A 25,600-nucleotide genomic window follows, 5' to 3' on the forward strand; every position below is an offset into this window, starting at 1 on the left:
ATGATAAAAATTCATTTTTATATACGCTTCCATACCCAATTTGGGGAGTCGTTGCAGCTTTCGGGAAATATTCCGCAGTTAGGCAACCTTGATGACGGCGCCGCCGTTACCATGAACTACCTTAATGAGGAATATTGGAGTTATGTGCTGGAATTAAATACGTCTCCTGCAGGTTTGCCCGGTGATATCCGGTATAAATATCTTTTTAAAGATAAGATCGGCAGGGTTACAGAAGAATGGAATGATGATAAAGTGATACCTGTTCAAAAGATCACCGCCGGAGAAATACACCTGCAGGATACCTGGAACTTTGCCGGGCAGTACGAAAATGCTTTTCTTACTTCCCCCTTCAGGGAAGTTTTGTTGCCCCCTGCTCCGTCACCGGTGAAGCCTGCGCCTTACCAGGGCAATACCCATGTTTTTAAAGTAAAAGCGCCGCTCCTTCAGAAGGATGAAGTGATTTACCTGCTTGGAGGAACTGCGGAACTGGGGGAATGGGATACAGCCCATCCGGTGTGGATGAGCAGGGAAAATAACTGGTGGACAACAAAGGTGAATCTTTCCGGCGCTGTATTCCCGGTGGCATATAAGTATGCTGTTTATCATATTAAAACCAAAGCGTTTATCCGTTATGAAGATGGCGATAACCGTTTGCTCCACGATAACGGGGGTAAAAAAAAGCTAACCATTTTACATGATGGTTTTGTGCATTTTATGCATGCTGCCTGGCGGGGAGCGGGCGTAAACATACCCGTATTCAGCCTCAGAAGTAAAAAAAGCCTAGGCACGGGTGAGTTTACTGATATCAAATTGCTGGTTGACTGGGCTAAAAAAACCGGTATGCGTATGATACAACTGTTACCCGTGAATGATACAACGGCCACGCATACCTGGAAAGACTCGTATCCCTACAATGCTATTTCCGCCTTTGCATTGCATCCCCTGTATCTTAATGTGGAGATAATAGCCCGGGAAGAAGATGCGCAGATCATACGATTGCTCGGAAAAAAAAGAAAGCAGTTAAACGACCTGGCGGAAATTGATTACGAAGAAGTGATGCGGTATAAATGGGAGATCATCAAACAATTATACCACGCACAAAAAAAGGCATTCTTTGGGCAGGAAGCATACAGGCAGTTCATGGAAGATAACCACCATTGGTTAATTCCTTATGCAGCGTACAGCTACCTGCGGGATACATACAAAACATCGAAATACACCGAATGGAGCCAGTACAGCAACTACGATAAAAAGACTGTAGAAAAGTTATCGGGCGCTGCTCAAAAGCATTTTGACGGGATAGGGATATACTATTTCATACAGTTTCATCTTCATACACAATTAAAAGATGCTACCGGCTATGCGCATGCGAACGGAATAATTGTAAAAGGCGATCTGCCTATTGGCGTAAACCGGTATAGCTGCGATGCCTGGATGGAGCCCGAACTCTTTCATATGGATATGCAGGCCGGCGCGCCACCCGATGACTTTGCCGTAAAGGGGCAAAACTGGGGCTTCCCAACCTATAACTGGGAACGTATGCAGCAGAACGGGTACGAGTGGTGGCACCGGCGGTTTAAGCAGATGAGCAACTATTTTGACGCTTTTCGCGTAGATCATGTGCTGGGCTTTTTCAGGATATGGAGCATTCCCGCTCATGCTGTGGAAGGCGTAATGGGCCGTTTTGTACCGGCAATTCCTGTTGACGTGGCAACATTTTCTGAAAGAGGGATAGCTTTCGATTACAGCCGGTTTTGTGAACCTTATATCACCGATGCGGTTTTGTATGAATTACTGGGAGAAAACAGGAACCTGGTTAAGGATTTTCTTGAATTACGCCAGGATGGCTCGTATGCGCTTAAGCCGTCATTCTCAACCCAGCGTAAAGCAGCGGCTTATTTTTCTTCCCTGGAAATAAATGAAGAAAATATACTGCTTCAGTCGGCATTATATGATTTGATTTCCAATGTGATCCTTTTTGAAGAAGAAGGCTCGCAGCAACAGCAATTTCATTTCAGGATAGACATAGAGAATACCATTTCATTCCGCCATTTAGATGGTTATACACAGCACCAACTGAAAGTATTGTATGTTGACTACTTCTTTCACAGGCAGGAGGAACTTTGGGCAACACAGGCCATGTATAAGCTGCCCGCGCTCAAAAAATCAACTAATATGCTGGTTTGCGGCGAGGATTTGGGTATGGTGCCGCGTTGTGTGCCCGAAATTATGCGGCAACTGGGAATATTAAGCCTCGAAATTCAGCGCATGCCCAAACAGGCGGGAGCAGCATTTTTCAATCCCGCCAACGCGCCCCGGTTATCTGTTGTTACGCCATCAACGCACGACATGAGCACCATACGGGCCTGGTGGGAAGAGAACAGGGAAGAAACACAACATTTTTTCAACAATGAGATGCAGCATCCCGGGCTTGCGCCTTATTATTGCGAGCCCTGGATCAATAAAGCCATCGTTATACAGCATTTATATTCACCTGCCATGTGGAGCGTTTTTTTATTGCAGGACCTGATGGGCATTGATGGAAAAATAAGGAGGGAGGATCCGGCTCAGGAACGCATTAATGTACCGGCTATTCCGCGGTATTACTGGCGCTACCGTATGCATATTACCTTAGAGCAACTTTTAAAAGAAAATGATTTTAATAACGAACTGATCAGTTATATACATTCAAGCGGCAGGGCAGGCGCAGGATTTTAAATTTGTGTAGATTTTCAAGCAAAGAACGCAAAGGAACAACGGACCCAAAGAAAGATTTGGATACTGTTACGCCACGAATTCCAGCGGACTGCAAGCGGACCGATTTAAAAATACAACTTAAGCCAGCCACGAATGCACGAATAAAATGCACTAAATATTTCTCTCCGTGTGCCTTTATGCCGTTGTATCTCCGTGATTGAGGCCTGCCTCCGGACGGGCAGATAAGGGGCAATGAGAGCGAAGAAAAACCATAAACCATAAACTCCCAAACTTCTCCATATGGGCATTAAAATACAATACCGGCATAATAATTTAAAATTCAGGTATCCCTTCACTATTTCCAAAGGAACAAAAACGCATCAGCCTTCATTGCTGGTGGAGCTGAACTTTAATGGTGTTAAAGGTTACGGGGAAGCGCCGGCAATAACCTATTATGATGTAACAGTTGAAAAAATGATAACGGATATTGAGCGGAAGAAGGCGTTTATTGAAAAGTTTTCTTTTACCCATCCCGATCGTTACTGGCATTACCTGCATCACCTTTTCCCGGCCAATCCCTTTCTGGTAGCAGCATTGGATATCGCCGCCTGGGATATCTACGGGAAATTAAAAAAACAGCCGCTTTACGGGTTGTGGAATACAGACATTTCAGCAGCACCGCTAACGGATTATACCATTGGCATTGATTCCATTGAAAAAATGCTGGGGAAAATGGAGGAAAAGCCCTGGCCGGTATATAAAATAAAATTAGGTACCAAGGAAGATATTGCCATTATGGAAGCATTACGCAAACATTCTGATGCAGTGTTCAGGGTAGATGCCAATGCGGGGTGGACAGTGGAGGAAGCGCTGGATATATTGCCGGTGCTGCAGCAACTGGATGTAGAGCTGGTGGAACAGCCTTTGGCTAAGGACAACTGGGAGGGTATGAAAATATTATATGAGCAATCGCCGTTGCCTTTAATTGCGGATGAAAGCTGTGCGGGGGAAGCCGATGTAAAAAAGTGCCGGGGCTATTTTCACGGCATCAATATCAAGCTCACCAAGTGCAGCGGCATTACGCCTGCATTGCGTATGATTGCCGAAGCGAAGCAACTGGATATGAAGGTCATGCTGGGTTGCATGAATGAAAGCACGGTGGGCACGGCGGCTATGGTTCACCTGTCGCCGCAGGTAGATTATATGGACGCTGATGGCCCTTTGCTGCTGGAGGAAGACATAGCCGAAGGCTTGCATTATGATTTTGGAAAGATAATGCCAACGGCAGCTCCGGGACTGGGGGTGAGGATCAGGGATGAGGTTGCTGATTTGGGTTGATGTTGCAGGTACAGGTTGCACGGCTTAAATAAAAAAGCGTTGCGGATACTTAGCATATCCGCAACGCCGAACTGATCTTATCATTAATGTGATGTAAGAAATATAGAAATCATTTTTACAGTTCCTTAATCTTTATATTTTTCCACCTTACTTTTATACCGCCGCCATCGTGGATCTGCAGGGCGATAAAACCTTCTCCCTTACCAATTTTTTCGTCTTTCAGGGTAATCATTTCATGACCATTCACCCAGGTGGTTACTTCATCGCCCACCACCCTTAAGCGATAGGTATTCCATTTGCCGTATTTAAGGAATTTATCCTTTTCTGCTTCGGGCTTAATCAGCCAGCCGCGTCCGTACGATTCGTAAATACCACCTGTATTGCTGCCGGGAGGCGCCACTTCGGCCTGCCACCCGCTGATCTTTACACCATCAATGGTGGAGCGAAAAAAGATGCCGCTGTTTCCTTCCGCCTCCTGCTTGAACTGCAGAGTAAGATCAAAATCCTTATAATTTTTATCGGTAGACAGGTAGCCGTAAGCCTTATCCGGCCCACTTTCACAGATCAGCTCACCCTTTTCCACATACCATTTTTCGGTACCGTTGATCGTCCAGCCCGAAAGATCTTTGCCATTAAAAATAGAAACGGCTTTTTGCGCAAATAAGTTAGCGCTGAGGAGCGCTGCTGCCAGCAGGAAAAATGTCTTTTTCAAATGATGTGTAATTAAGTGGTTAATGATATCGTGTTTGTTAAATCGCTTGTTTCGTTTGTACTGACCCGTTAGTATCGTGATGCTTACATCTCAAATCAGAAATCTCAAATTTCAAATCTTTCACACCAGCATCGTTACCGGGTTTTCTAAGTATTTTTTAAAGGTTTGTAAAAACGCGGCGCCTACAGCACCATCCACGCTCCTGTGGTCGCAGCTTAGTGTTATTTTCATGATATTGCTTACGCCAAATCCATCGCCTTTTTTTACTACGGTTTCTTTAATACGGCCCACCGCCATGATCGCGCTGTCGGGGGGGTTGATGATAGCGGTAAACTCATCAATATCCATCATGCCCAGGTTAGAAATGGTAAAGGTGTTGCCGCTAAACTCGTTGGGCTGTAATTTTTTATTGCGCGCACGGCCGCTCAGCTCTTTACTTTCCGCGGCAATCTGGCTCAGCGATTTCTGATCGGCAAAACGCACTACCGGCACAATCAGCCCGTCTTCAATGGCTACCGCTATGCCCACATGAATATGGTGCCACTGGCGTATGCTTTCGTTCATCCAGCTACTGTTTACCGCCGGGTGCCGGCGTAAAGCCATAGCCGCGGCTTTTACCACCATATCATTAAAGCTGATCTTTGCCGGGCTTACTTCATTCATCTGCGCGCGGGCAGCAATGGCATTGTCCATTACTATTTCCATAGTAAGATAAAAATGCGGCGCGGCAAACTTGCTTTCGCTAAGGCGGCGGGCAATTACTTTACGAATCTGGTTCAGGCTGATGTCGGTATATCCTTCTGTTCCGGGAGCAGCCGTAAAGGCAGGCACCGTAACGGCAGCAGGAGCAGTTGCTGTTGCTGCGGCAGCAGGAGTATAGTTGTCAATATCTTTTTTAATGATCCTCCCGCCATCGCCGCTGCCCTGTACTAATTTCAGGTCAACACCTTTATCCTTCGCTATTTTTTTGGCTAATGGCGAAGCTTTAATTCTTCCGTCTTCACTGGCTCCCGGTGTGGTGGCTGCCGGCTGTTGCGGAGCGGTTGTAGCTGCCGGAGCCTGCTCTTTGCCGGGAGCGGCTGAGGCTTGTTGCGCATCCTGGGGGTTGTTTAAAGAAGCTACTAATGCGCTCACATCTGTTCCTTCTTTGCCAATAATGGCGATGACATCATTCACTTTTGCGGCTTCTCCTTCAGGGGTACCTATATATAATAAAGTGCCATCCGTATAACCCACCACTTCCATAGTGGCTTTATCGGTTTCCACATCGGCCAGATTATCATCGCTTTTCACCTTATCGCCCACCTGCTTATTCCATTGCACAATTTTTCCTTCCGTCATGGTATCGCTCAGCAGCGGCATGCGTATAACGGTAACGCCCAACTGCTCCGGAGTTACCGCGGAAGCCTGCTTTTGGGGGGCTTCAGCTTTAGGAGCGCCATTGGATACGGAAGCTTTTCCGGCGGGCTCCGGCTCTTCTTTTTGTTCCGCTTCCTTTTTAGGTGCTTCGCCGGATGCGGCGCCCAATGCGGCTTTATAATCTTCACCCTCCTTTCCGATCACAGCAATAACTTCTTCTACCTTTACGCTTTTTCCTTTTTCCACGCCTATATATAATATGGTGCCCTCGTTATAGCTTTCCAGCTCCATAGTGGCTTTGTCTGTTTCAACTTCGGCCAACAGATCGCCGGGTTTAACCTTATCGCCTACTTTTTTATGCCATTCCACGATCACGCCCTCTGTCATGGTATCGCTCATTCGTGGCATTTTAATAACTTCAGCCATACTATATATGAAATTTAAGTTTAAGATGTGTTTGGAAGGTCGAAATTAAGGCAAAAAGCGCAAATGAAATGTGCCGTGTTTATTTTTATGCCGGTACCCGCAGAAGCCATCCTGCTGCCACGAATTTCAGAAATAGTTTACAATTGATTTTTAAATGGCCGATTTGAATTTTTTGCCGCAGATTCGCAGATGAAAACTACTAATCTGCGGTATGTCTTACGGTATCAATAACAACAATCATTCTATACAATTTCTTAAATCAGGGTATAAAAGAAAACATTCTCCGGATGCGATGAAAATGCCCTGTCTCAAATATTAAATGTCAAATCTCAAATTTTCAATAATCCAGCTCTAACTTCAACCTTTCCTTTAATTCTTTCACCATCGGGTATTGCTCAATCATTTTCAGGTATTGCTCGCGGCTGCTCAGTGGCCGCTCCTGCGGTGTGCCGGTAGCTGCGGCTTCCTCAACCTGGATGGCATAGGAAAGAGAACGGTTATTGTAAAAAGATTGCAGGTGTTCAATTAAAGTTCCCCGCTCCTGCTCAATAAATTTTTGCTGGATATTGCTTTCCACCACTATCTCAAAACTATTGTTATCTGCTACCCTTAATTGCGCCAGCTTAAAATTGGTAACCGCGGAATGATTCTTTTGCTGCGCTAATTTATCAATATACCCGCTCCATGCTTCCTGCAGGTTTTCCATTGTTAATAACAGCGCCGTATTATTAGCCTGCGTTTGTTGCCGGGCTATCTGTTTGCGTATCTTAGATAAGGCGCCAAGCGTTGGTGTAGTGGTGGCGGATGCTTCTGCCGCTGTGCCGGTAACCGGTTTGCCGGAGCCGCTAAGCGGTTGCACCGTTCCCCGGCCATATGGCGTTGCTTCCTCTTCCACCATACTGCTTTCAATAATTAGTTTGGCATCCGTTGCCTGCCGGTTTTTTTTTATAGCGGAAGCAGTGCTGCCCGGAGAAGGCTCAGCTATCGCGGGCCTGATACTTTTAAAAGCTACCGGTTTGGCTGCATCAGTTGCTTTTTTTTTAATAACGCCGGCTTCGTTTACCAGTTCCACAGCCTGGCTCAGGTAGGTAAGCTTAATGAGTGTAAGCTCTGCATGCAGCTTTTTGTTCCGCGCTCCTTTATAATTGATCTCTGCTTCATTCAGTATGTTCAGCGCGCTGATGAGCCATGCAGGTGATACCTTTTGAGCCGTTGCCACATACCTTTCTTTAAAGCTGTCTACTACCTCTATCAGTCCCGCTATTTTTTCATCCCTGCACACCAGCAGGTTGCGCACAAATTCGGCAAAGCCATTCAGTACCAGGTCGCCTTCAAACCCTTTCCTGTTAATATCATCGTATAACAGCAGGGTAGCAGCCAAATCCTGCGACAGCATGGCTTCTATGAGTTTAAAGTAATAGTCGGCGTCTAATATATTCAGGTGCTCTAAGGTGTTTTTGTAGGTGAGCTCGCCATTGGTAAAGCTCACTATCTTATCTAAAATGCTGAGCGCATCGCGCATGCAGCCTTCGCTTTTTTGGGAAATCACCTGGAGCGCGGCCTTATCGGATGTTATTTTTTCTTTATCGCATATTTCCTGCAAATGTTCAACGGTATCATTAGGCGTGATTCTTTTAAAGTCGAATATCTGGCAGCGCGATAGAATAGTAGGAAGTATCTTATGCTTTTCGGTGGTAGCTAAAATAAAAATAGCATAGGGTGGGGGCTCTTCCAATGTTTTCAAAAAAGCGTTAAAGGCCGAAGCGCTAAGCATATGTACCTCATCTATGATATACACTTTATATTTCCCGGCCTGCGGCGAAAAGCGCACCTGCTCGGTAAGCGTTCTGATATCATCTACAGAGTTATTGCTTGCCGCGTCTAACTCATGAATATTAAGGGAGGCGCCGTCATTAAAAGATACACAGGAATCGCAAACATTACAGGCTTCTCCGTCTGCCTGCATGTTTTCGCAGTTGATGGTTTTGGCCAGTATACGGGCACAGGTGGTTTTACCCACTCCCCTTGGTCCGCAAAACAAAAAAGCATGCGCCAGTTGCTTGTTTTTAATGGCATTCTTTAAAGTGGTGGTAATATGGGCCTGGCCCACCACGGTATTAAAAGTTTGCGGGCGGTATTTACGCGCCGATACGATAAAATGTTCCATACCCCTGATTCCGTTTATGCAAATGTAAGGGAATGTACAAATTTGAGGATGTGGGATTGGAAATGCAGAAAACCCGAAGCCTGAAGTTCGAAATCCGGGGGAAATACAAAGGACCAAGAACCAAATCACAAGAAACAAATAAAATTCAAATGCCAAATCCGAGAAATACAACGATAAACTGCAAACGATAAATCACAAATTAAAAATCCCGAAGCCGTAAATACGAAATGCGTTAGAAGGAAAAGGTAGATTTAAAAGAAGGATTACTCAGCCTTTCGTTAGCAGCAAAACTCACCTGATTGCTCACTGCTGATAATGATACCTAAACTATAAACTTGAAATCAGCCAATATTAAATCAAAAACAATACCTTTAAAAAAAGGATTGTTTTGCTATGAGTAATGAGCTTCGCAGCCGCGGCTGGTTCGGAAAAACCGGTAAAGACGGCTTTATATACCGTGCCTGGATGAAGAACCAGGGTATTCCGTCATATGAATTTGAAGGTAAGCCTGTTATCGGTATTTGTAATACCTGGTCTGAGCTTACACCATGCAATGCCCATTTCAGGGAACTGGCTGAATCTGTTAAACGGGGTATATCTGAAGCCGGCGGTTTCCCGGTAGAATTTCCTGTAATGTCGCTGGGTGAAACGCTCATCAAGCCTACGGCTATGCTTTACCGTAACCTGGCCAGTATGGACGTGGAAGAATCTATCCGCGCCAACCCTATGGATGGCGTGGTACTGCTTTGTGGCTGCGATAAAACCACCCCTTCCTTAGTAATGGGCGCCTGCAGCGTTAACCTGCCCACCCTGGTGGTTTCCGGTGGTCCCATGCTCACGGGAAAGTATAAGGGCAAAGATATTGGTACCAGCGATATCTGGCGTTTCAGCGAAGCCGTGCGGTCCGGCTCCATGTCGCTGGAAGAGCTGACCGTTGCGGAAGCCTGCATGTGCAGGAGCAGGGGGCATTGCGCCGTAATGGGTACAGCCTCCACTATGGCCTGCATGGTAGAATCGCTGGGCTTGTCGCTGCCCGGCAATGCCGCTATTCCTGCGGCCGATTCGCGGAGGAAGGTGCTGGCGCAGCTATCGGGCATCCGCATTGTGGAAATGGTAAAGGAAAACCTGAAGCTATCGGATATCCTCACCCGGAAAGCGTTTGAAAATTCCATTAAGGTAAACGCGGCCATCGGCGGTTCCACCAACTTTGTGCTGCATTTACTGGCTATAGCCGGAAGAATAGGAGTGGAGCTTTCCATTGAAGATTTTGATACGCATTCCAAAGACATACCGCTCCTCGCTAACCTGCAGCCTTCGGGAAAATATTTTATGGAAGACCTGTACTATGCGGGAGGCCTGCCTGCGGTGATGAAGGAAATGGAGCAATGGCTCCATAAAGATTGCATAACGGTAAACGGGAAAACAATAGGCGAAAACCTTTCAGATGCGGAATGCTACGACAGGGAAGTGATTGCTGCCGGCGCTGAACCATTCAATGACATATCCGGCATAGTAGTGCTCAAAGGAAATGTTTGTGAAGAAGGCGCCGTGCTGAAGCCTTCGGCCGCAAGCGCGCATTTGCTGAAGCATACCGGCAGGGCCGTGGTATTTGAAGATATTGAAGATTATAAGAACAGGATTGATGATCCTGAACTGGATATTGATGAAACCTGCGTGATGGTGCTCAAAAATGTGGGCCCCGCCGGCTACCCGGGAATGCCCGAAGTAGGTAATATGGGCATGCCTAAAAAATTACTATCCAAAGGCGTTACGGACATGATTCGTATTTCCGACGGCAGGATGAGCGGAACGGGCTTTGGAACGGTGGTGCTGCATGTATCGCCAGAAGCCGCCGTGGGTGGCAATCTTTCGGTTATACAGAACGGTGATATGATTACATTGGATGTGGAGCAAAGGATATTGCATGCCGATATAACAGACGAAGCGTTGAAAAAAAGGAAAGCGCAGAAAGCACAAGCTCCTTCACCATACAACCGCGGGTATGTAAGCCTCTATCTCCGGCATGTGCAACAGGCGCACCTGGGCGCCGATTTTGATTTTCTGAGAGGCTCATCGGGCAGCGAAGTAACAAGGGATTCGCATTAGATCTGCCTGCCGGCAGACAGGTTTGAAATTTAAAATTTGAGATTTGAAATTGGTATCGTATGTATGCTTCTTCAAAAATATTTAACGAACAGGTAGCTATTGTAACAGGTGCGGGTCAGGGCATTGGCTTTGAAATTGCACGGCAGCTATGCGCGCAGGGCGCATCCGTTGTTTTGAATGATGTAGATGAAAAATTAGCAAAGGAAGCGGCTGCGGCTATTGTTAAAGAAGGATATACCTGTATGGCGTTACCGGGCGATGTATCCTCGCCGGAGTTCATTACAACAATGGTGAATGAAACAGCAGCACAATTTGGTAAGCTCACTATTGCTGTTGCCAATGCCGGCATCACGCTCTTTGGCGATTTCCTGGATTATCCCCCCGAGTCATTGTATAAAGTAATGCAGCTAAACCTGGGCGGCAGCTTTTTGCTGGCGCAGGCTACGGCCAGGCAAATCATAAAGCAGGGTTCCGGAGGCAGCATATTATTCATGTCGTCGGTTACGGGTCACCAGGCGCATAAAAAGCTGGCGGCGTATGGCATGACCAAAGCTGCGCTGGAAATGTTGGCCAAGACCCTGGTAGTGGAACTTTCTGAACATAAAATTTCAGTGAATGCCATAGCACCCGGCGCCACCGTAACGGAACGCACGGGTGATGACCCGGAATATGTGCCCGTGTGGAGCCGTATAACGCCCATGGGAAGACCCGCGCAGGTGCAGGATATTGCCAATGCCGCTTTATTTCTGGTGTCTCCGGCATCACGGCATATAACAGGACAAAGCCTGGTAGTAGACGGTGGCTGGACTTCCGTAAGTCCTTCACCTTATTAGAAGGAGAAGTATCAGGTGTTGGGTGTCAGGCAGATAGGTGAGTTTATAGTTTGTGGTTTATAGTTTGTGGTTGCATTTGTCTTCGGATTTCGAAATTTAATCTTCGCATTTTGTGATTTATCCGCCCCGGCGGACAGGGTTGGTTCTTGATGCTTTGCGGAGCGATCAGCTTCAGCTACTCACCACTCCTCTCCACTATATGCTTCCTGTTCTTCCTCCGTCTACCGGAATGCTTACCCCATTAACATAGGATGCGGCAGGGGAAGCAAGGAAAGCGGCAACATGTGCTATTTCTTCGGGTAGTCCAAACCGTTTCATAGGTATTTTTTCCTCCATTTCTTTTTCTATTGCTTCCCTGCTGAGCTGTTTCTTTTCTGCCGTTTCTGCTATTAAGCTGTTGAGCCGGCTGGTTCGGGTAGACCCGGGCAGAACATTGTTTACCGTAATATTATATTGTCCCACTTCGTTAGACAGGCTTTTAGCCCATGCGGCCACTGCCGCCCGGATGGTATTGGATACGCCGAGATTGTCAATGGGGATTTTAACCGAGGTGGAGATAATATTGATGATCCTGCCGTATCCTTCCTTTTTCATGCCGGGTAAAACCGTTTGTGCCAACAATTGATTATTGACTAGATGCTGCCGGAATGCATTTTCAAAATCGTTTGCGGCTGCGGTTGTAATGGGGCCGGCAACAGGTCCGCCGGTATTATTTACCAGTATATGTATGTTGTTTTCGCTAACAACAGATTCAATTGCCAAAAGCACCTGCCCCTTATCGGAAAAATCGGCTACGCGGTATTCGTGCTTTCCCTGGGCGGGAACGGAGAGCCGGGAAACAGCTTGTTGCAGCCGGCTTTCATTGCGTGCGAGTAAAATACACCTGGCGCCCAGCAGAGATAGCGTTTCTGCCACTGCTAATCCTATACCCTGGGTGCTGCCACATATCACAGCATTCATTCCGGTAAGCGATATATTCATCTTTTCGTTTTAAACACGAAATTAGTGAAGTCCTGCAAACCTGTATTTTTAATTACACAGCTAATAATATCTTTGCATCCGGTTTTATACTTTCTTAATGTGAACACCGTTATTATTAGCATGAAAAAAATAATCCTGCCCCTTACGGTAGCTGCCCTGGTGCTGACCGCTTCCTGCGGATCAACTGCCAGCCAAAAACTGCTTCCGGATTTCCCTGAAGCAACTGTTCCATCCAAAGTAAATGAAGATACGCTTTCAAAGATAGCCGATGCGGCAACCATAATGGCACGCCCCGAAGTGCCGGTATTATGTTATCACCAGATCAGGGAATGGCGAGGAAATGAATCGAGAGGCGTAAAGGATGTGGTGGTGCCTCCCGCTACGTTTAAAAGCCAGTTACAGCTATTGGCCGACAGCGGATACCAGACTGTTCTGCCGGATGATTTATATGCCTATTTAACGGAAGGGAAACCACTGCCGGCCAAACCCGTTATGCTCACCTACGATGACAGCGACCATGATCAGTATGCCATTGCCGCCCCGGAAATGAAAAAGCATGGATTTAAAGGAGTATTTTTTATTATGACGGTTTCCCTGGGCCGTTCTATTTATATGAGCAAAGACCAGGTAAAGGAATTGTCGGATGAAGGACATGTTATTGCTTCTCATACCTGGGACCACCAGAACGTAAGAAAATATAAAGATGGCGACTGGGAAACACAAATCGTTAAACCCGCCCGGCAACTGGAAGCCATAACCGGGAAACCGGTACAATATTTTGCGTATCCTTTTGGTGCATGGAATAAAGAAGCAATAACCGAGTTAAAAAAGAATAATGTAAAAGCGGCTTTTCAGTTATCAACACAACGCGATTCGTCCGAACCATTATATACTATCCGCCGTATGATCGTTCCCGGCGACTGGAGCGCTCCAACCATGTACAGGGCAATGAAAAGAACGTTTAAGGGGTAGAAGGGGCGAGGTAGGAGGTGTGAGGTGTAAGGTGTAAGGTGTGAGGTATAAGGTATGAGGTGTAAGGTTGTTGTTGGTATCCGTGTGGCCGGCAACCTTTTTAGCAATCTTTTCAGTAGGTTTGTGAAAAATTATTATCCGATGAACAAGGTAATGTACAGTATAGCGGTATTATTTTTATTTGCCTGCAAAAGCAACGAAAAAAAAACGGAAGCAAATACAAATGAAGCACCTGTTGTAAAAGTTGCTTCTTATTCAGAAGCCTTTGACGCTTCGTTTGAAAATGTGCTTAACCGTTACTATGCGCTTCGTGATGCGCTGGTTGACAGTGATACCGCTGCAGCTAACCAGGCTGCTGCATTACTTATCCGCTCGGCCGATGATCTGAAGTTAGATGAACTGAAAAGTGTTGATACCAATAATATTATCATCCCTACAGCGCAAACCTATACCGGTGGCATAAGCAGTGAAAGTACAGGCCTGCTGGGCGAGCGGAATATAGAAGGTAAACGCAAAGCCTTCCAGATGATTTCGGGCAACCTGTTTGATCTTACCAGAACGGTAAGGTACAGTAAAGAAAAAGTATATCTCCTGCATTGCCCTATGGCTTTTAACGATACCGGAGCCGACTGGCTGAGTAGCTCAACTGAAATTAAAAACCCTTACTTTGGAAGTAAAATGCTCACCTGCGGAGCCGTGAAAGATTCTGTCGTGTTGAGGTAGGTGTGGGGTATCAGGTATGGGATATGAGGTATCGGTCAGATTTGTCTAAAATGAACTGGTCCCGGATTTATTGCGCTTCGCTCCCCAGATGCTTCCGCTCTGCATTATACCTCTTTTTAAAGTCTGAAATAGCAACAGCAAACCCAATAGTGTTTTATGCCGCAAATACACGAATTGTTAATGAGCTTTCGGTATAAACTATACAAATTCGGGCATTCGTGGCGTATATATCCCAATAGCGGATATTGAATTTCCAAAATCGATTTTATGAAAAAAATCATCTTCTTTTCCTTTTTAATGACCTGTATTTTTTACCTGGCAAATGCACAGGAAAAGATTGATCAGTCCATGATGCAGAAGATAAGGAATGAAGGGTTGAATCATTCAAAGGTTATGGATATTGCCTTTCAGCTAACCGATGTAAGCGGCCCGCGCCTAACCATTTCACCCGGCTTTACCAGGGCAGCTAACTGGGCAAAAGAACAGTTAGCAGACTGGGGACTGGAGCATGCCGTACTTGAACCCTGGGGTGAGTTTGGAAAAGGATGGGAGCTGGAGAAAATGTATATAGCGCAAACCGCACCTTACTACCGGCCGCTGATCGGGTTTCCAAAAGCATGGACAAGCGGCACCGGCGGATTGAAAAAAGCGCAGGTTATACTGGTTGATGCAGCAGATTCCGCTGATGTTGTGAAGAAATACAGCGGACAGCTTAAGGATAAGATCATCATCATGAGCCAGCACGATATTTTAATGCCGGGGTTTAAGCCGGATGCACGCCGGTATTCAGATGAAGAGCTGCAGGAAATGACCGGCAGAAAACCATCTACACCTGCTTACCCACGCCCCGCGGCTCCGTCCCGCAGCGGCGTAAGTCCTGTGGCTTTGCTGAATGATGTGAAAGAAGTGGCAAAAAAAGAAGGCGCGCTGGCTATATTAACTTACAGTATGCGTGGCCGTGATGGTACTTTATTTGTGCAGGGCGGCGGCTCATATAAAAAAGATGATCCCGAAAATTTTACCGATGTTATGGTAACTGTAGAAGATTATAAAAGCATAGTGCGGTTGTTGCAGGCTAACATCCCGGTTGAAATAGAAACGGATATACAAACCCGCTTTATAGCAGAGGACACTAAGGGATATAATGTGCTGGCAGACATTAAAGGCACAGATAAAAACCTGGGAGATGAAGTGGTTATGCTGGGCGCGCATCTCGACTCCTGGCAGGGCGCAACGGGTGCAACCGATAATGCGGCAGGCTCGGCAGTGATGCTTGAGGCTGTACGCATATTGAAAACGCTGGGTGTTCAGCCCCGGCGCACCATCCGCATCGCTTTGTGGAGCGGCGAGGAGCAGGGACTGCACGGATCAAGGAACTATGTAAAAAACCATCTTGCCGATCCGGCTACTATGACCCTAAAGCCCGGCCATGCTAAAGTTTCGGCATACTTTAACTTCGATAACGGTACCGGTAAAATAAGAGGTATTTACCTGCAGGGAAATGAAGCATGCAGAAATATCTTTTCGCAATGGTTCGCCCCTTTTAAAGACCTGGACGCCTCAGCCGTAACCATCAGCAACACCGGCGGTACCGATCACCTGGCTTTTGACGCTGTGGGTATTCCCGGTTTCCAGTTTATACAGGATCCTATAGAATACAGTACCCGCACGCATCATACCAATATGGATTCGTATGATCATTTACTGGCGGATGATCTGAAGCAGGCAGCCACTATTATCGCCGCTTTTGTATATAATGCTGCCATGCGGGATGAAAAATTGCCCAGAAAGCCATTGCCAAAGGCGGGCCGGTAACCGGTGGAGGGTATGGGGTATAGGGTGTAGGGTGTAAGGTGTAGGGTGTAAGGTGTAGGGGATAAGGTGTAGGGGATAAGATGTGTGGTTGGAGGAATCACCAATGTTTTTCTTCTCTTAGCGTGGTTATATGTGCCGTATGATGTTTGCCATGCCAGGCATAGCTGCCCAGCATTTCCCAAAGCGTTATTGTTCTTTTTTGTTCGGGATGAAATACTGTCCTTTCCCAATCCCGTATAGTAAACTTTTCTAACAGGTAATGCCACCGGGCATGAAGCGCGTGCAGAAGCGTAATAGAAATATTTACCGGCAGGTGCTGCACATCAGGCAGTTCGGCCCACAATTTTTCATCATAAGGTTTTATTTGCGGATTGCTTTCCGTAGCACCCAGCTTAAACCGGCAATAAGCATTGATGTGGCTGTCGGCTACATGATGCACCAATTGCTGTACGGTCCATCCCCCTTCCCTGTAGGGCGTTTGCAATTGCTGTTCATCTAAATTGAGCAGGGCGTTTTCAAGCAATTGCGGCAGGCGCCCGATATCAGCAATCCGGGCTTCTTTCCTTTGTTCCGAAAAAGGCTTAGGTATGTACTGTCCTATTGGATAACGTTTATCTGCTGCCATAATATGGAGTTATAACGATACCGGCTACCCTTACTACTTATTACTCACCACTTACCACTCATTAATTCACAATATCAATCAGCTCCACATCAAAAACAAGCGCTGCGCCGCCGGGTATGGCGCCCCCGGCACCCTGTTCGCCATAGCCTAAGGTATAGGGAATGTAAAACTTAAACCTGGAGCCTACGGGCATTAATTGTACGCCTTCCGTCCAGCCTTTAATTACCTGGTTCAATGCAAAGGAAATGGGTTCGCCCCTGTCGCGGGAACTGTCGAACTTCTTACCATTGATCAAAAACCCTTCGTAATGCACTTTTACCGTGCTCGTATCTGCTGGCCTGGGGCCGGTTCCCAAATGCAGCACTTCATATTGAAGACCGCTGGGGGTAACTTTCACCCCTTCTCTTTTTTTATTTTCGGCCAAAAATTTTTCACCTTCATCAATAGCGCCCTGCGATTTTTTGCGCATGAATGCCTGTAGTTGTTCTCTTACTGTCATATCTGCCTGTTGACTGGTTAATAATGTATTTTTCTCTTTTAAAACTTCATCAAATCCTTTGTTCATTAAAGCATAATTAATGGTATCTACCCCCTGCGATTTAAAGAAAGTAGCGTCTATCATACCCAGTGCATAGCTCAGGCTGTCTAATGCGCTGGATAATACCGGCGCTTTCGGCTTGGCCTCAGCAAATACAATATGGGAAGTATCGGCAGCCATTTCCTTAACAGACGAACACGCCGTCATTGAACTAACCAGGGTAATGGTAACTGCGCTGTAGGTAATACTTTTTAAAATCCTGCTGCTCATGTTATTTGTTTAATTGTATTTTTTAGATTTTTATTCATTTCGCAAAGCGTGTCCTGTAAGATGAATGAATACATCTTCCAAATTGGCCTTTTTTACTTCTTTGGGCCGTTCAAAGCCCGATGCCACAAGATCATCAATCAACTGATCGGGCGAATGCATGGCAATGATCTTTCCCTGGTCCATAATAGCAACCCTGTCGCAAAGTATTTCCGCCTCATCCATATAATGGGTGGTTATAATGATGGTAGCGCCTTTTGAACGGATATCCCTTATCAGGTCCCAGAGGTTCCTGCGCGCATGCGGATCAAGTCCTGTTGTAGGCTCATCTAAAAAAATAACCCTGGGTTTATTGATCAGGGTAGTGGCAATGGAAAACCGTTGCTTTTGTCCGCCGCTGAGCTCTTTGTATTTGTTCTTCGCTTTATCTTCAAGATCAACCAATTGCAGCAATTGGGTGGCGTTAACGGGTTCATTATATAAGCCGCCGAATAAGGCGATCAGTTCGGTAAGGTTAAGACCGGGGTAAAACCCCGAAGATTGTAACTGCACCCCGATGATCCTTTTTATTTTATCTGCGTGTTTATCAAGATCGTAGCCATCTATAATTACTTCACCGCTCGTTTTTTTGCGAAGTGTTTCCATGATTTCGAGCGTGGAAGATTTGCCGGCGCCATTCGGCCCCAGTAACCCGAATATCTCTCCTTCATTCACACTAAAGCTAATGCCTTTTACCGCTTCAAAATGGCCATAGTTTTTTACCAGGTTCTTTACGGTAATCACTTCTTTTCTGTACATGAACGGCAAGATAATACAGTTAAGGATTATGACAAATTATTTAACACAAGCGCACGATGGGAATGCCCCAGGTATTTTCTTTTGAAACCCTGCAGCGGGAGGAAGGCATACAGCTATCTTTGCGTATTCTATTTCATGAGCAAATAACAGCACGGAATGAAAGTATTTAAATTCGGCGGCGCCAGCGTAAATAGTGCAGACAGGATCAAAGCGCTTGCGACGCTGCTGCACTTATACCCTAACGATAAAAAAGTAGTGGTTATTTCCGCTATGGGAAAAACAACCAATGCGCTGGAAAAAGTTACCGATGCATTTTATAATAACCGGAAGGAAGAGGCCCTTGAATTGTTTGAGTATATCAAAAAGCAGCATTTAAATACCGCCAAATATTTGCTTGTTGCAAGTGCAAATGAAACGGATGCCCGGCTTTCGCAGCTTTTTACGGAAGTGGAATGGACCCTGCATGATGAGCCTGCCAGGGATTTTGATTATTACTACGACCAGATCGTATGTGTTGGCGAGTTGCTTTCCACCACTATTATCAGTGCATACCTTAGCGAAAAGGGAATACCTAATAAATGGATAGACGTAAGGGATGTTTTCAGAACCGATGATCATTTCAGGAATGCCGCGATTGACTGGCAGGTTACCGGAAAAAACATCAGGGAAAAAATACTTCCTGTTTTTGATGAATATGAGATGGTTATCACGCAGGGCTTTATTGGCGCTACAGACGAAAATGAAAGCACTACCCTGGGAAGGGAAGGCAGCGATTACAGCGCCGCAGTTTTTGGCAACCTGCTGGATGCCAGAGCGGTTACTATCTGGAAAGATGTGCCTGGCATTATGAATGCCGATCCCAAAACATTTCCTTCCGCTGTTGTAATGCATGAGCTGAACTATGATGAAGTTATTGAGATGGCTTACTACGGCGCGCAGGTGCTACATCCTAAAACCATTAAGCCATTAGAAAACAAGGCCATCCCGCTATTGGTAAAATGTTTTTCTGACCCGTCATTACCCGGAACGGTTATACAGCATAAAGCAATAAAAAACCTGCCACCGGTAATCATATTGAAAGATAACCAGGCCCTGCTTCATTTACATTCTAAGGATTTTTCGTTTATTGAAGGGAACGCCATCTCACAGCTTTACCATTTACTTGCCGAAAAAAGTATTACGGCCAACCTTATACAAACTGGTGCGGTAATATTGATGGTTTGCACAGATGACAGGGAAGATAAAGTAAACCAGTTGGCTGTGGCGGCCGCAGCAATTTTTGGCGTGCAGGTAGAAAAGCAGCTCAGCTTATTAACCATCCGGCATTATACCCCCAAAGCCGTGGCAGAAATGACTGAAGGGAAAAATATAGTACTGCAACAACAATCCGGACAAACGGTGCAGTTTTTACTTCGGTAAAAAGCTTGCGGCAGCATTGTTCCTGTTTTCTTAACAGAGCTGAAAGAAAAAAATAATCTTACTTTTTTTGTTATTACGAAGTTTATCGTAATATTGTACGAAATTAATCGTAATTGATCATCTTTTAAATATTGCAGTTATGTTACCCCGTACTTCCATCCACGGTAAATATGGCTTTGGTCTTTTGGTCATTTGCCTGTTAGTAGTATCTTTTTCATTTGCATACGGCGGAAAGGAGGGCGGCCCTTTTCGCAGCTTTCACCAGGTTCAGACAGCATCTTTCGTCTTCAAAGACAGCATCCCCCAAAAAACAAGACCGGAGGGAAGCACCCTGGATGATAGACCCGTTTTGGATAAGGAACTGAACGACCAGGCCATCGAAAAGGCTTTGAGAAATGTTGAATACAGTTTAAAAAAGCTGGAAGCGGAGCTCAGGAATACAAACTGGAGCAGGGTAGAAAAAGATACAAGACGTGCTTTAGCGGATGTAAATAAACAGTTATTGCTTGAAAACAATATTCAATTAGATCAGCTAAAGGTACAGTTGAACAATGCACGGGTAACAGCCAACGAGCAACTGAAACAAATGCATTTCGATATTGATCACCACCTTAAAATAAACCTGCAAAATGCTGCCCATGGTTTGCAGAAGGCGAGGGTTTCGTTACAGCAGTGGAAAGCATTTATGAATGATCTTGAAAAAGACGGACTGATTGAAAAGGGGAAACCGTATTCCATAGAAATTAAAGATGGAGATCTGTATATCAATGGTGTAAAGCAACCAAAAAAAGTTACTAAAAGATACAGGGAAAAATATGAACAGTACTTTGAGGGGAAGGGGGAATTTAAAATGCAGTTTAATGGAGCGGGGGAGGATGAAGGAGAGCTGATATAAGTGGTAAGTAGTAAGTAGTAAGTGGTAAGTGGTAAGTTGCTAAAACCGTGGCACGGGGCATTGCATTTGCCGCAGGCTTTGGTTATACTGGTTGTAGTAGCCATTATATAATAAGGCAAACTCGGATGCTCCCCGCATATTGTTATAGTTTTTAAGAGAAGAGGTAGTAGCATCGTAAGAGAACATGAGCCTTACTGATTTCCATTGAAAGCCGATCATTGGAATAACGGCATCACTTCCCCGGTAATACAGGCCCCCGATCACCTGTTTTTCACCATCACCCGATAAATTATAATTAGCGTGAAGTCCCAATGTAAGTTCTTTTGCCTTTGCCTGTGTGGTGAAATAGGCGCCCGGACTTACAATTACCCTGTCGTTCACTTTAAGTACCGCATCGGCAAAAGCAATGTATCTGCGGGCTATGGCGTTATCATATCCGGCAGCGCTGTTGAAGAAAGATTCTTTTGGTGCGTTTACATGGTGCACTGATACACCTGCATGGAGGTAAATATTATCGGTTGGAAAATAAGCGTAATTCAGGCCAACCTGCACATCTAAGTAGTTGATACTGGTTGCCGCGAAGTTTTCTCCGCTCGGGGCGCCCGCATCAAAAAATTTCCCGTTCCACTGGTTATCGAATGTAAACTTGGTTACATCTACTCTTTTATTTGCCCAGCCCAGGTTAAAGCCCAGGGAAAGTAATCCTGTGCTGCCCAGCATTTGATGGTAGGCGGCGGAACCGTAAACTTTGGTGGAAGTGAGATTGCCGCTGCCGGCAACATCGCGCAGTATTACACCACCGAGGCCTACCCAGCCCGATTCAAACCTGTCGCGGAATACCTGGGCATCTCCAAAAATACTCATGGTTTTAAATTGGGCGGGGAGGCTTGCCCATTGCTGGCGGTAATTAGCGCCGAGGCGGTAATCGTTCTCCGGCAAAAAACCAGTATTGGCCGGGTTAGTGGTCAAAGGGGAATTGAAGAATTGGGAAAAGTGTAAATCCTGCGCACCAACAAAAGCGGGCAGCACATTTAATATGCCGGTACTCACCAGCAACAGGAATGCGAAGCCTCTTCCGTTTTTACGGTTGCGCTTAGCAGGGCACTGTGCCCCAACACCTGCTGCATCTGAGTATTTCCTGTATATCATATTTAAAGCTGGTAATACCATGTCAGTAATCTCCTTTATATGCGTCAATCTCCAGGCAATTAGTGCAGCCTTGTAAAATCTTAAATTTCAAATCTCAAATTCCTCCCCTATCTCAGCAACGTAATATCTCCCTTTTTGGTTGCTTTGCTTCCATCCGTAAATTCTACTTCTAATGTATAGGCGTATGCATCCATAGGTTGCAGCACACCTTTATATTTTCCATCCCAGCCCTGGTTGCGGTCTGTTGATTGATATACCAATTGTCCCCACCTGTTGTAAATCCGGAAAACCATTTTCCCGATAGCATATCCCCTAACATACACTTTATCGTTTACGCCATCTCCGTTGGGCGAAAAGGCATTGGCTACGGCGATTAAAGGAGATACGATTGCCGACACGGTTTGGCAAACCGTATCAGGGCAGCCATACTGGTTGTATGCAATGAGGCAGGTATTGAAGTCGCCGTTCATATTAAACTGGTGCACAGGGTTAGCCAGTGCAGAAGTATCTCCATCGCCAAAATACCATTTATAGCTTACGGCGTTCATAGATGTATTGGTATAAGCGGTTGGCGTATTTTCCAATGGTGGCACAGGGCTGAAAGTAAAGCCTGCTGTTGGTATAGGCCGCACATTGATCGTAAAAAATGCGGAATCGGATTTATTGCAGGTCATGGAATCCACTACTATTAATTTTACCCTGTAAGTGCCTACAGAAGTGTATTCGTGTTCCGGGGCAAACTCGTTTGAAGTGCTGCCATCACCAAAGTCCCAGTAAAATAATTGACCGGCCTCCGAAGTATTATCAAATACCGCATGGTGTGGCACGCACCCTTCGGGAGGCGTGTCGAAGCGCGCCTTAACGTTAGGGGCCACACGCATGGTAAGCGTAAAGGTATCGGGTGCGTTACAATAATTGGTGTCGGCAAGTGAAAGCTTTACGTGATAAGTACCTGGTGCAGGAAATTCATGCTTTATATTACCGGTTCCGGTCGTTACGGGAGCCGATCCATCGCCAAAATCCCAGGTAAAAATGGCGCCCTGGAAAGGTTTGCCCGGTGGCGCCACCGATGTATTCGTAAACTCAAAATTAAGGCTTTCGCAGGGAAGCAGCTTGTCAGCGGTAGCGCCTATTATCGCCCTGTCTGTTCGTACCCTGATGGTAGTATATGCCGTATCGCTTATAATACATTTGCTGGAATCTACAGAGATAAGTCTTACGTTATAAGAACCAACAACGTTATACGTATGACTGGTGCCCGGTGTAGTTGTGGTAGCTGTATTACCATCACCGAAATCCCACAGGTATGTTTTTCCTTTTTGCAAAGTATCTAAAAAATCTACCGTAACCGGCACACAGCCATAATCCCTGTAGGCTTTGCCCTCGATAGTTGTCCGGAGGCCATTGGTAACGCCTGAAAAGTCCATTTCAATTTTAACGGCTGCAAGATTACATTCCTTTGGGTTCCCCGACCTTGGCCGCCATACGCCAGGCGTTACAGGGAATGTAGTTCCGGGAAAATTGCTGATAAAGCAGGCCGCACAAATTGCCTGGTAAATTACCCCGTTGGCATCGAAGCGGCTGGTGCCGCCGTCCACGTGGTCTCCAAACCCTCCTTTTTGCCCGTAAAAAGCGCCAAATAGTATATCCTGCGCATCTTTTTCCAGTACAAAAAAGTAAAAGTCGCTGCCATCGGTAGTACATCCGTTGGGCAGTACATTGCAATCCTTCGTTGGCATTCCAAACGTTCCCGAAGTGTGAAACTGGTCATCCGCCGAAGGTGATAATCTGCCACCCCATCCTGCTACATATACATTTTCGCATTTGTCTACAGCAAAGGCCACCGGTGAAATATTATACGTTGCCGTTCCGCTGCCAAATACGGTTGAATAAACGCTTGCCGAAAGGTTGGGCTGCATTTTTACAATGAACTGTTTTGTTCCCGGGTTATTGTATATGCCTGCGGGGCTAACCGGCCAGGTTCCCAAAGTAACGCCTGTTATATACGGAAATCCACTGGGATCAAACTTTAAACCATATATGGCGTCCATGCTGTTGGTGCCCATGTAGGTAGCTCGTTGTAAAGTGCCTGAGTTACTAAAAATGGCTATGAACCCATCTGCCGTACCGCCCTGGTAGGAAGATGCTATTACCCCTGTAGCGGGCACGCCTGGCAGGTTGTTGCTTCTTGTTGACCCGCCCACATAAATATTATTGTTTTGGGGATGAAGCGCAAGAACAAAAGTACCATCGTCTTCAATGCCGCCAAATAAGGTGCTGAACAATACTGTTCCCACATCGGGAGCTATTTTCATTAATACGCCATCCTGCTTTCCACCCAGGCTGGTTTGTGATGCGCCGGCAGTTGTGGGGAAATTATTGGACTGGGTGCAGCTGGCGAGATAGATATTATCATTATCATCCAGTATTATCTCGCTTCTTGAATCATCACCGTAAAAAACGGACAGGCTGTTGGGCGACCGGGAGGTAGATATATTAACGCCATCCGCATTTGAACCGCCAATTCTCTTTGATCCGATAAGCGTGGTTCCCGAGGCGTTGAGCTTGGTAACCACAATGTCGAACCCGCCGCCAACCCCCAATTTATTATCCTGCGGCTGCAAAGGATAATTAGCGGAATTGGTTCTGCCCAGTATCACAAGGTTGCCCTGACTGTCTTCTATGAGGCTGTGGGGCTGATCGGCGCCGCCACCACCTATATAAGTAGCATACATCCTGTTGGTACCGCTGCTGTTGAATTTCATGATACCAATATCAAAGGCTTCGTTACCTGATCCCCCATTATAACTGGTTTGAAAAGCGCCGGTTGATGCCGGGAAGCCGGCTCCAAAAACAATGCCGCCGGAGTATAAGCTTCCGTCTGCCGCGTAGGTTGCGGTAAATCCCCACTGGCTTGAAGTGCTTCCTGTAAAAGTGGCAAATATAAGCGTGGGGTCTATAACTAATATTCGGGAAGGATCGTATTGCTTTACTTTAAATTTAACCTTGTCCTTTCCTTCGAGTACATACCTGCAGTCCAGCTCATTTTTCCCTGCATCGTTAACCTGATAAGAATAGGGCGATAGTTCTTTAACATCGCCAACAGAGGTTTTAATATACAATTCCCGGTTCCTGATCTGTAGCTTATCGGCACCTTCATATTGCATAACAATATCATTGATGTTTGCCCCAGGGTAAACAATGATATCATATTTTAACTGTCCGCTCTGCGCATAATACCGCACGTCAATATTGGGGTAGATATTTTTATAGGTAACCGCCTGGAATATCCTGCAATTGGCGGCCCATTGGGCAGGGTCATTGCCGGTAAGATAATTTTCATAGGAGTTTATTGGTTTCTCACTTATTACGGTTGCATTGGTATCAGCTCCGGCAAAGCGCATGGCATAGGCATGTGAGCGTAAAGCCATGCCGGTGTTGGGATCCGGCTGATTGCCATGGCCGGGGCGGGGATGGGCGGTTCTCTTGCTGGTGTTGTGATCTGTTTGCCCTTCAGCCGCATGTCCGTGAATTTGCTCAGCAAGCTGTTGCATGTCATCTTCATTATGCAGTAGTACGGTAAACCCGTTTCGCTGAAGAAAAAAGGCGCCGTTATTAATTTCTCCCCTGAATAAAACGCTATTGTTCCACTGGCCCCTGTTTTCTGTAAACTCTACTGCCTGCTGGGCGGAAGCCGCCAGCACACTGCATAATAATAACCAGATAAGAAATATGTAGGATTTAGATGTCAATGGTAGTTTCTATTAAATGTACAGATTT

Annotated in this window: 18 protein-coding genes; 9 read left to right on the forward strand and 9 right to left on the reverse strand. The window is 45.9% G+C overall.

Annotated elements, in window-relative coordinates:
• A complete protein-coding gene (locus PLE34_RS09650; RefSeq protein ID WP_324556270.1) occupies window positions 1-2,718 on the forward strand; it encodes a 4-alpha-glucanotransferase in 2,718 nt (905 codons plus the stop codon).
• Window positions 2,719-2,997: 279 nt separating this feature from the next.
• A complete protein-coding gene (locus PLE34_RS09655; RefSeq protein WP_324556271.1) occupies window positions 2,998-4,035 on the forward strand; it encodes a dipeptide epimerase in 1,038 nt (345 codons plus the stop codon).
• 115 nt (window positions 4,036-4,150) lie between these two features.
• Here PLE34_RS09655 and PLE34_RS09660 read toward each other — a convergent pair whose 3' ends face one another.
• The 3 genes from PLE34_RS09660 to PLE34_RS09670 all read right to left on the reverse strand — a co-directional run bounded on the left by PLE34_RS09660 (window position 4,151) and on the right by PLE34_RS09670 (window position 8,699).
• Window positions 4,151-4,747 (reverse strand): 3-keto-disaccharide hydrolase, encoded by a 597-nt coding sequence (locus PLE34_RS09660; protein WP_324556272.1) that lies wholly within the window; start codon window positions 4,745-4,747, stop codon window positions 4,151-4,153.
• A gap of 120 nt (window positions 4,748-4,867) precedes the next feature.
• Window positions 4,868-6,532, reverse strand: a complete 1,665-nt coding sequence (locus PLE34_RS09665; protein WP_324556274.1) for a pyruvate dehydrogenase complex dihydrolipoamide acetyltransferase — start codon at window positions 6,530-6,532, stop codon at window positions 4,868-4,870.
• A 337-nt stretch (window positions 6,533-6,869) separates the two neighbouring features.
• The gene (locus tag PLE34_RS09670) at window positions 6,870-8,699 is read right to left on the reverse strand and encodes a DNA polymerase III subunit gamma/tau (protein ID WP_324556275.1); all 1,830 of its coding nucleotides are present in this window, start codon (window positions 8,697-8,699) and stop codon (window positions 6,870-6,872) included.
• 393 nt (window positions 8,700-9,092) lie between these two features.
• Here PLE34_RS09670 and PLE34_RS09675 point away from each other — a divergent pair, with 393 nt between their 5' ends.
• Together PLE34_RS09675 and PLE34_RS09680 are read left to right on the forward strand one after the other, a co-directional pair.
• Window positions 9,093-10,805: an IlvD/Edd family dehydratase gene (locus tag PLE34_RS09675; protein ID WP_324556276.1), complete on the forward strand. Its 1,713-nt coding sequence runs from the start codon at window positions 9,093-9,095 to the stop codon at window positions 10,803-10,805.
• Between the two features lie 59 nt (window positions 10,806-10,864).
• Window positions 10,865-11,638, forward strand: a complete 774-nt coding sequence (locus PLE34_RS09680) for an SDR family NAD(P)-dependent oxidoreductase (RefSeq protein ID WP_324556277.1) — start codon at window positions 10,865-10,867, stop codon at window positions 11,636-11,638.
• A gap of 195 nt (window positions 11,639-11,833) precedes the next feature.
• On the opposite strand, the gene PLE34_RS09685 is transcribed toward PLE34_RS09680, so the two are convergent.
• Window positions 11,834-12,619 (reverse strand): SDR family oxidoreductase, encoded by a 786-nt coding sequence (locus tag PLE34_RS09685; protein WP_324556278.1) that lies wholly within the window; start codon window positions 12,617-12,619, stop codon window positions 11,834-11,836.
• Window positions 12,620-12,739: 120 nt separating this feature from the next.
• Here PLE34_RS09685 and PLE34_RS09690 point away from each other — a divergent pair, with 120 nt between their 5' ends.
• From PLE34_RS09690 to PLE34_RS09700, 3 genes are all read left to right on the forward strand, one after another.
• A complete protein-coding gene (locus PLE34_RS09690) occupies window positions 12,740-13,591 on the forward strand; it encodes a polysaccharide deacetylase family protein (RefSeq protein WP_324556279.1) in 852 nt (283 codons plus the stop codon).
• Between the two features lie 141 nt (window positions 13,592-13,732).
• Window positions 13,733-14,314 (forward strand): DUF3347 domain-containing protein, encoded by a 582-nt coding sequence (locus PLE34_RS09695; protein ID WP_324556280.1) that lies wholly within the window; start codon window positions 13,733-13,735, stop codon window positions 14,312-14,314.
• A gap of 267 nt (window positions 14,315-14,581) precedes the next feature.
• Entirely contained in the window at window positions 14,582-16,129 is a 1,548-nt protein-coding gene (locus PLE34_RS09700) for a M28 family metallopeptidase (RefSeq protein WP_324556281.1), read from the forward strand.
• A gap of 97 nt (window positions 16,130-16,226) precedes the next feature.
• Here the strand turns inward: PLE34_RS09700 and PLE34_RS09705 are convergent, their stop codons facing one another.
• From PLE34_RS09705 to PLE34_RS09715, 3 genes are all read right to left on the reverse strand, one after another.
• Window positions 16,227-16,754, reverse strand: a complete 528-nt coding sequence (locus tag PLE34_RS09705; protein ID WP_324556283.1) for a YfiT family bacillithiol transferase — start codon at window positions 16,752-16,754, stop codon at window positions 16,227-16,229.
• A 61-nt stretch (window positions 16,755-16,815) separates the two neighbouring features.
• Window positions 16,816-17,562, reverse strand: a complete 747-nt coding sequence (gene bamJ / locus PLE34_RS09710; RefSeq protein WP_324556285.1) for a BamJ family beta-barrel-assembly machinery protein — start codon at window positions 17,560-17,562, stop codon at window positions 16,816-16,818.
• Window positions 17,563-17,592: 30 nt separating this feature from the next.
• The gene (locus PLE34_RS09715) at window positions 17,593-18,357 is read right to left on the reverse strand and encodes an ABC transporter ATP-binding protein (RefSeq protein WP_324556287.1); all 765 of its coding nucleotides are present in this window, start codon (window positions 18,355-18,357) and stop codon (window positions 17,593-17,595) included.
• Between the two features lie 156 nt (window positions 18,358-18,513).
• On the opposite strand from PLE34_RS09715, the gene PLE34_RS09720 reads away from it, so the two are divergent.
• Both PLE34_RS09720 and PLE34_RS09725 read left to right on the forward strand, forming a co-directional pair.
• Entirely contained in the window at window positions 18,514-19,776 is a 1,263-nt protein-coding gene (locus tag PLE34_RS09720) for an aspartate kinase (protein WP_324556289.1), read from the forward strand.
• A 139-nt stretch (window positions 19,777-19,915) separates the two neighbouring features.
• Window positions 19,916-20,671: a hypothetical protein gene (locus tag PLE34_RS09725; protein WP_324556291.1), complete on the forward strand. Its 756-nt coding sequence runs from the start codon at window positions 19,916-19,918 to the stop codon at window positions 20,669-20,671.
• 39 nt (window positions 20,672-20,710) lie between these two features.
• Here PLE34_RS09725 and PLE34_RS09730 read toward each other — a convergent pair whose 3' ends face one another.
• Window positions 20,711-21,820 (reverse strand): PorP/SprF family type IX secretion system membrane protein, encoded by a 1,110-nt coding sequence (locus PLE34_RS09730; protein ID WP_324556293.1) that lies wholly within the window; start codon window positions 21,818-21,820, stop codon window positions 20,711-20,713.
• Between the two features lie 107 nt (window positions 21,821-21,927).
• Window positions 21,928-25,572: a DUF7948 domain-containing protein gene (locus tag PLE34_RS09735; protein WP_324556295.1), complete on the reverse strand. Its 3,645-nt coding sequence runs from the start codon at window positions 25,570-25,572 to the stop codon at window positions 21,928-21,930.
• Between the last annotated feature and the right edge of the window lie 28 nt (window positions 25,573-25,600).

It is taken from the genome of Agriterribacter sp. (assembly GCF_035445465.1).
Classification (GTDB): Bacteria; Bacteroidota; Bacteroidia; order Chitinophagales; family Chitinophagaceae; genus Agriterribacter.

Bases quoted from the DNA above. Each gene is read 5' to 3' on its own strand.
- PLE34_RS09650 (WP_324556270.1), top strand. From the start codon at position 1: ATGATAAAAATTCATTTTTATATACGCTTCCATACCCAATTTGGGGAG.
- PLE34_RS09655 (WP_324556271.1), top strand. From the start codon at position 2,998: ATGGGCATTAAAATACAATACCGGCATAATAATTTAAAATTCAGGTAT.
- PLE34_RS09665 (WP_324556274.1), bottom strand. From the start codon at position 6,532: ATGGCTGAAGTTATTAAAATGCCACGAATGAGCGATACCATGACAGAG.
- PLE34_RS09670 (WP_324556275.1), bottom strand. From the start codon at position 8,699: ATGGAACATTTTATCGTATCGGCGCGTAAATACCGCCCGCAAACTTTT.
- PLE34_RS09675 (WP_324556276.1), top strand. From the start codon at position 9,093: ATGAGTAATGAGCTTCGCAGCCGCGGCTGGTTCGGAAAAACCGGTAAA.
- PLE34_RS09680 (WP_324556277.1), top strand. From the start codon at position 10,865: ATGTATGCTTCTTCAAAAATATTTAACGAACAGGTAGCTATTGTAACA.
- PLE34_RS09685 (WP_324556278.1), bottom strand. From the start codon at position 12,619: ATGAATATATCGCTTACCGGAATGAATGCTGTGATATGTGGCAGCACC.
- PLE34_RS09690 (WP_324556279.1), top strand. From the start codon at position 12,740: ATGAAAAAAATAATCCTGCCCCTTACGGTAGCTGCCCTGGTGCTGACC.
- PLE34_RS09695 (WP_324556280.1), top strand. From the start codon at position 13,733: ATGAACAAGGTAATGTACAGTATAGCGGTATTATTTTTATTTGCCTGC.
- PLE34_RS09700 (WP_324556281.1), top strand. From the start codon at position 14,582: ATGAAAAAAATCATCTTCTTTTCCTTTTTAATGACCTGTATTTTTTAC.
- PLE34_RS09705 (WP_324556283.1), bottom strand. From the start codon at position 16,754: ATGGCAGCAGATAAACGTTATCCAATAGGACAGTACATACCTAAGCCT.
- bamJ (WP_324556285.1), bottom strand. From the start codon at position 17,562: ATGAGCAGCAGGATTTTAAAAAGTATTACCTACAGCGCAGTTACCATT.
- PLE34_RS09715 (WP_324556287.1), bottom strand. From the start codon at position 18,357: ATGTACAGAAAAGAAGTGATTACCGTAAAGAACCTGGTAAAAAACTAT.
- PLE34_RS09720 (WP_324556289.1), top strand. From the start codon at position 18,514: ATGAAAGTATTTAAATTCGGCGGCGCCAGCGTAAATAGTGCAGACAGG.
- PLE34_RS09725 (WP_324556291.1), top strand. From the start codon at position 19,916: ATGTTACCCCGTACTTCCATCCACGGTAAATATGGCTTTGGTCTTTTG.
- PLE34_RS09730 (WP_324556293.1), bottom strand. From the start codon at position 21,820: ATGATATACAGGAAATACTCAGATGCAGCAGGTGTTGGGGCACAGTGC.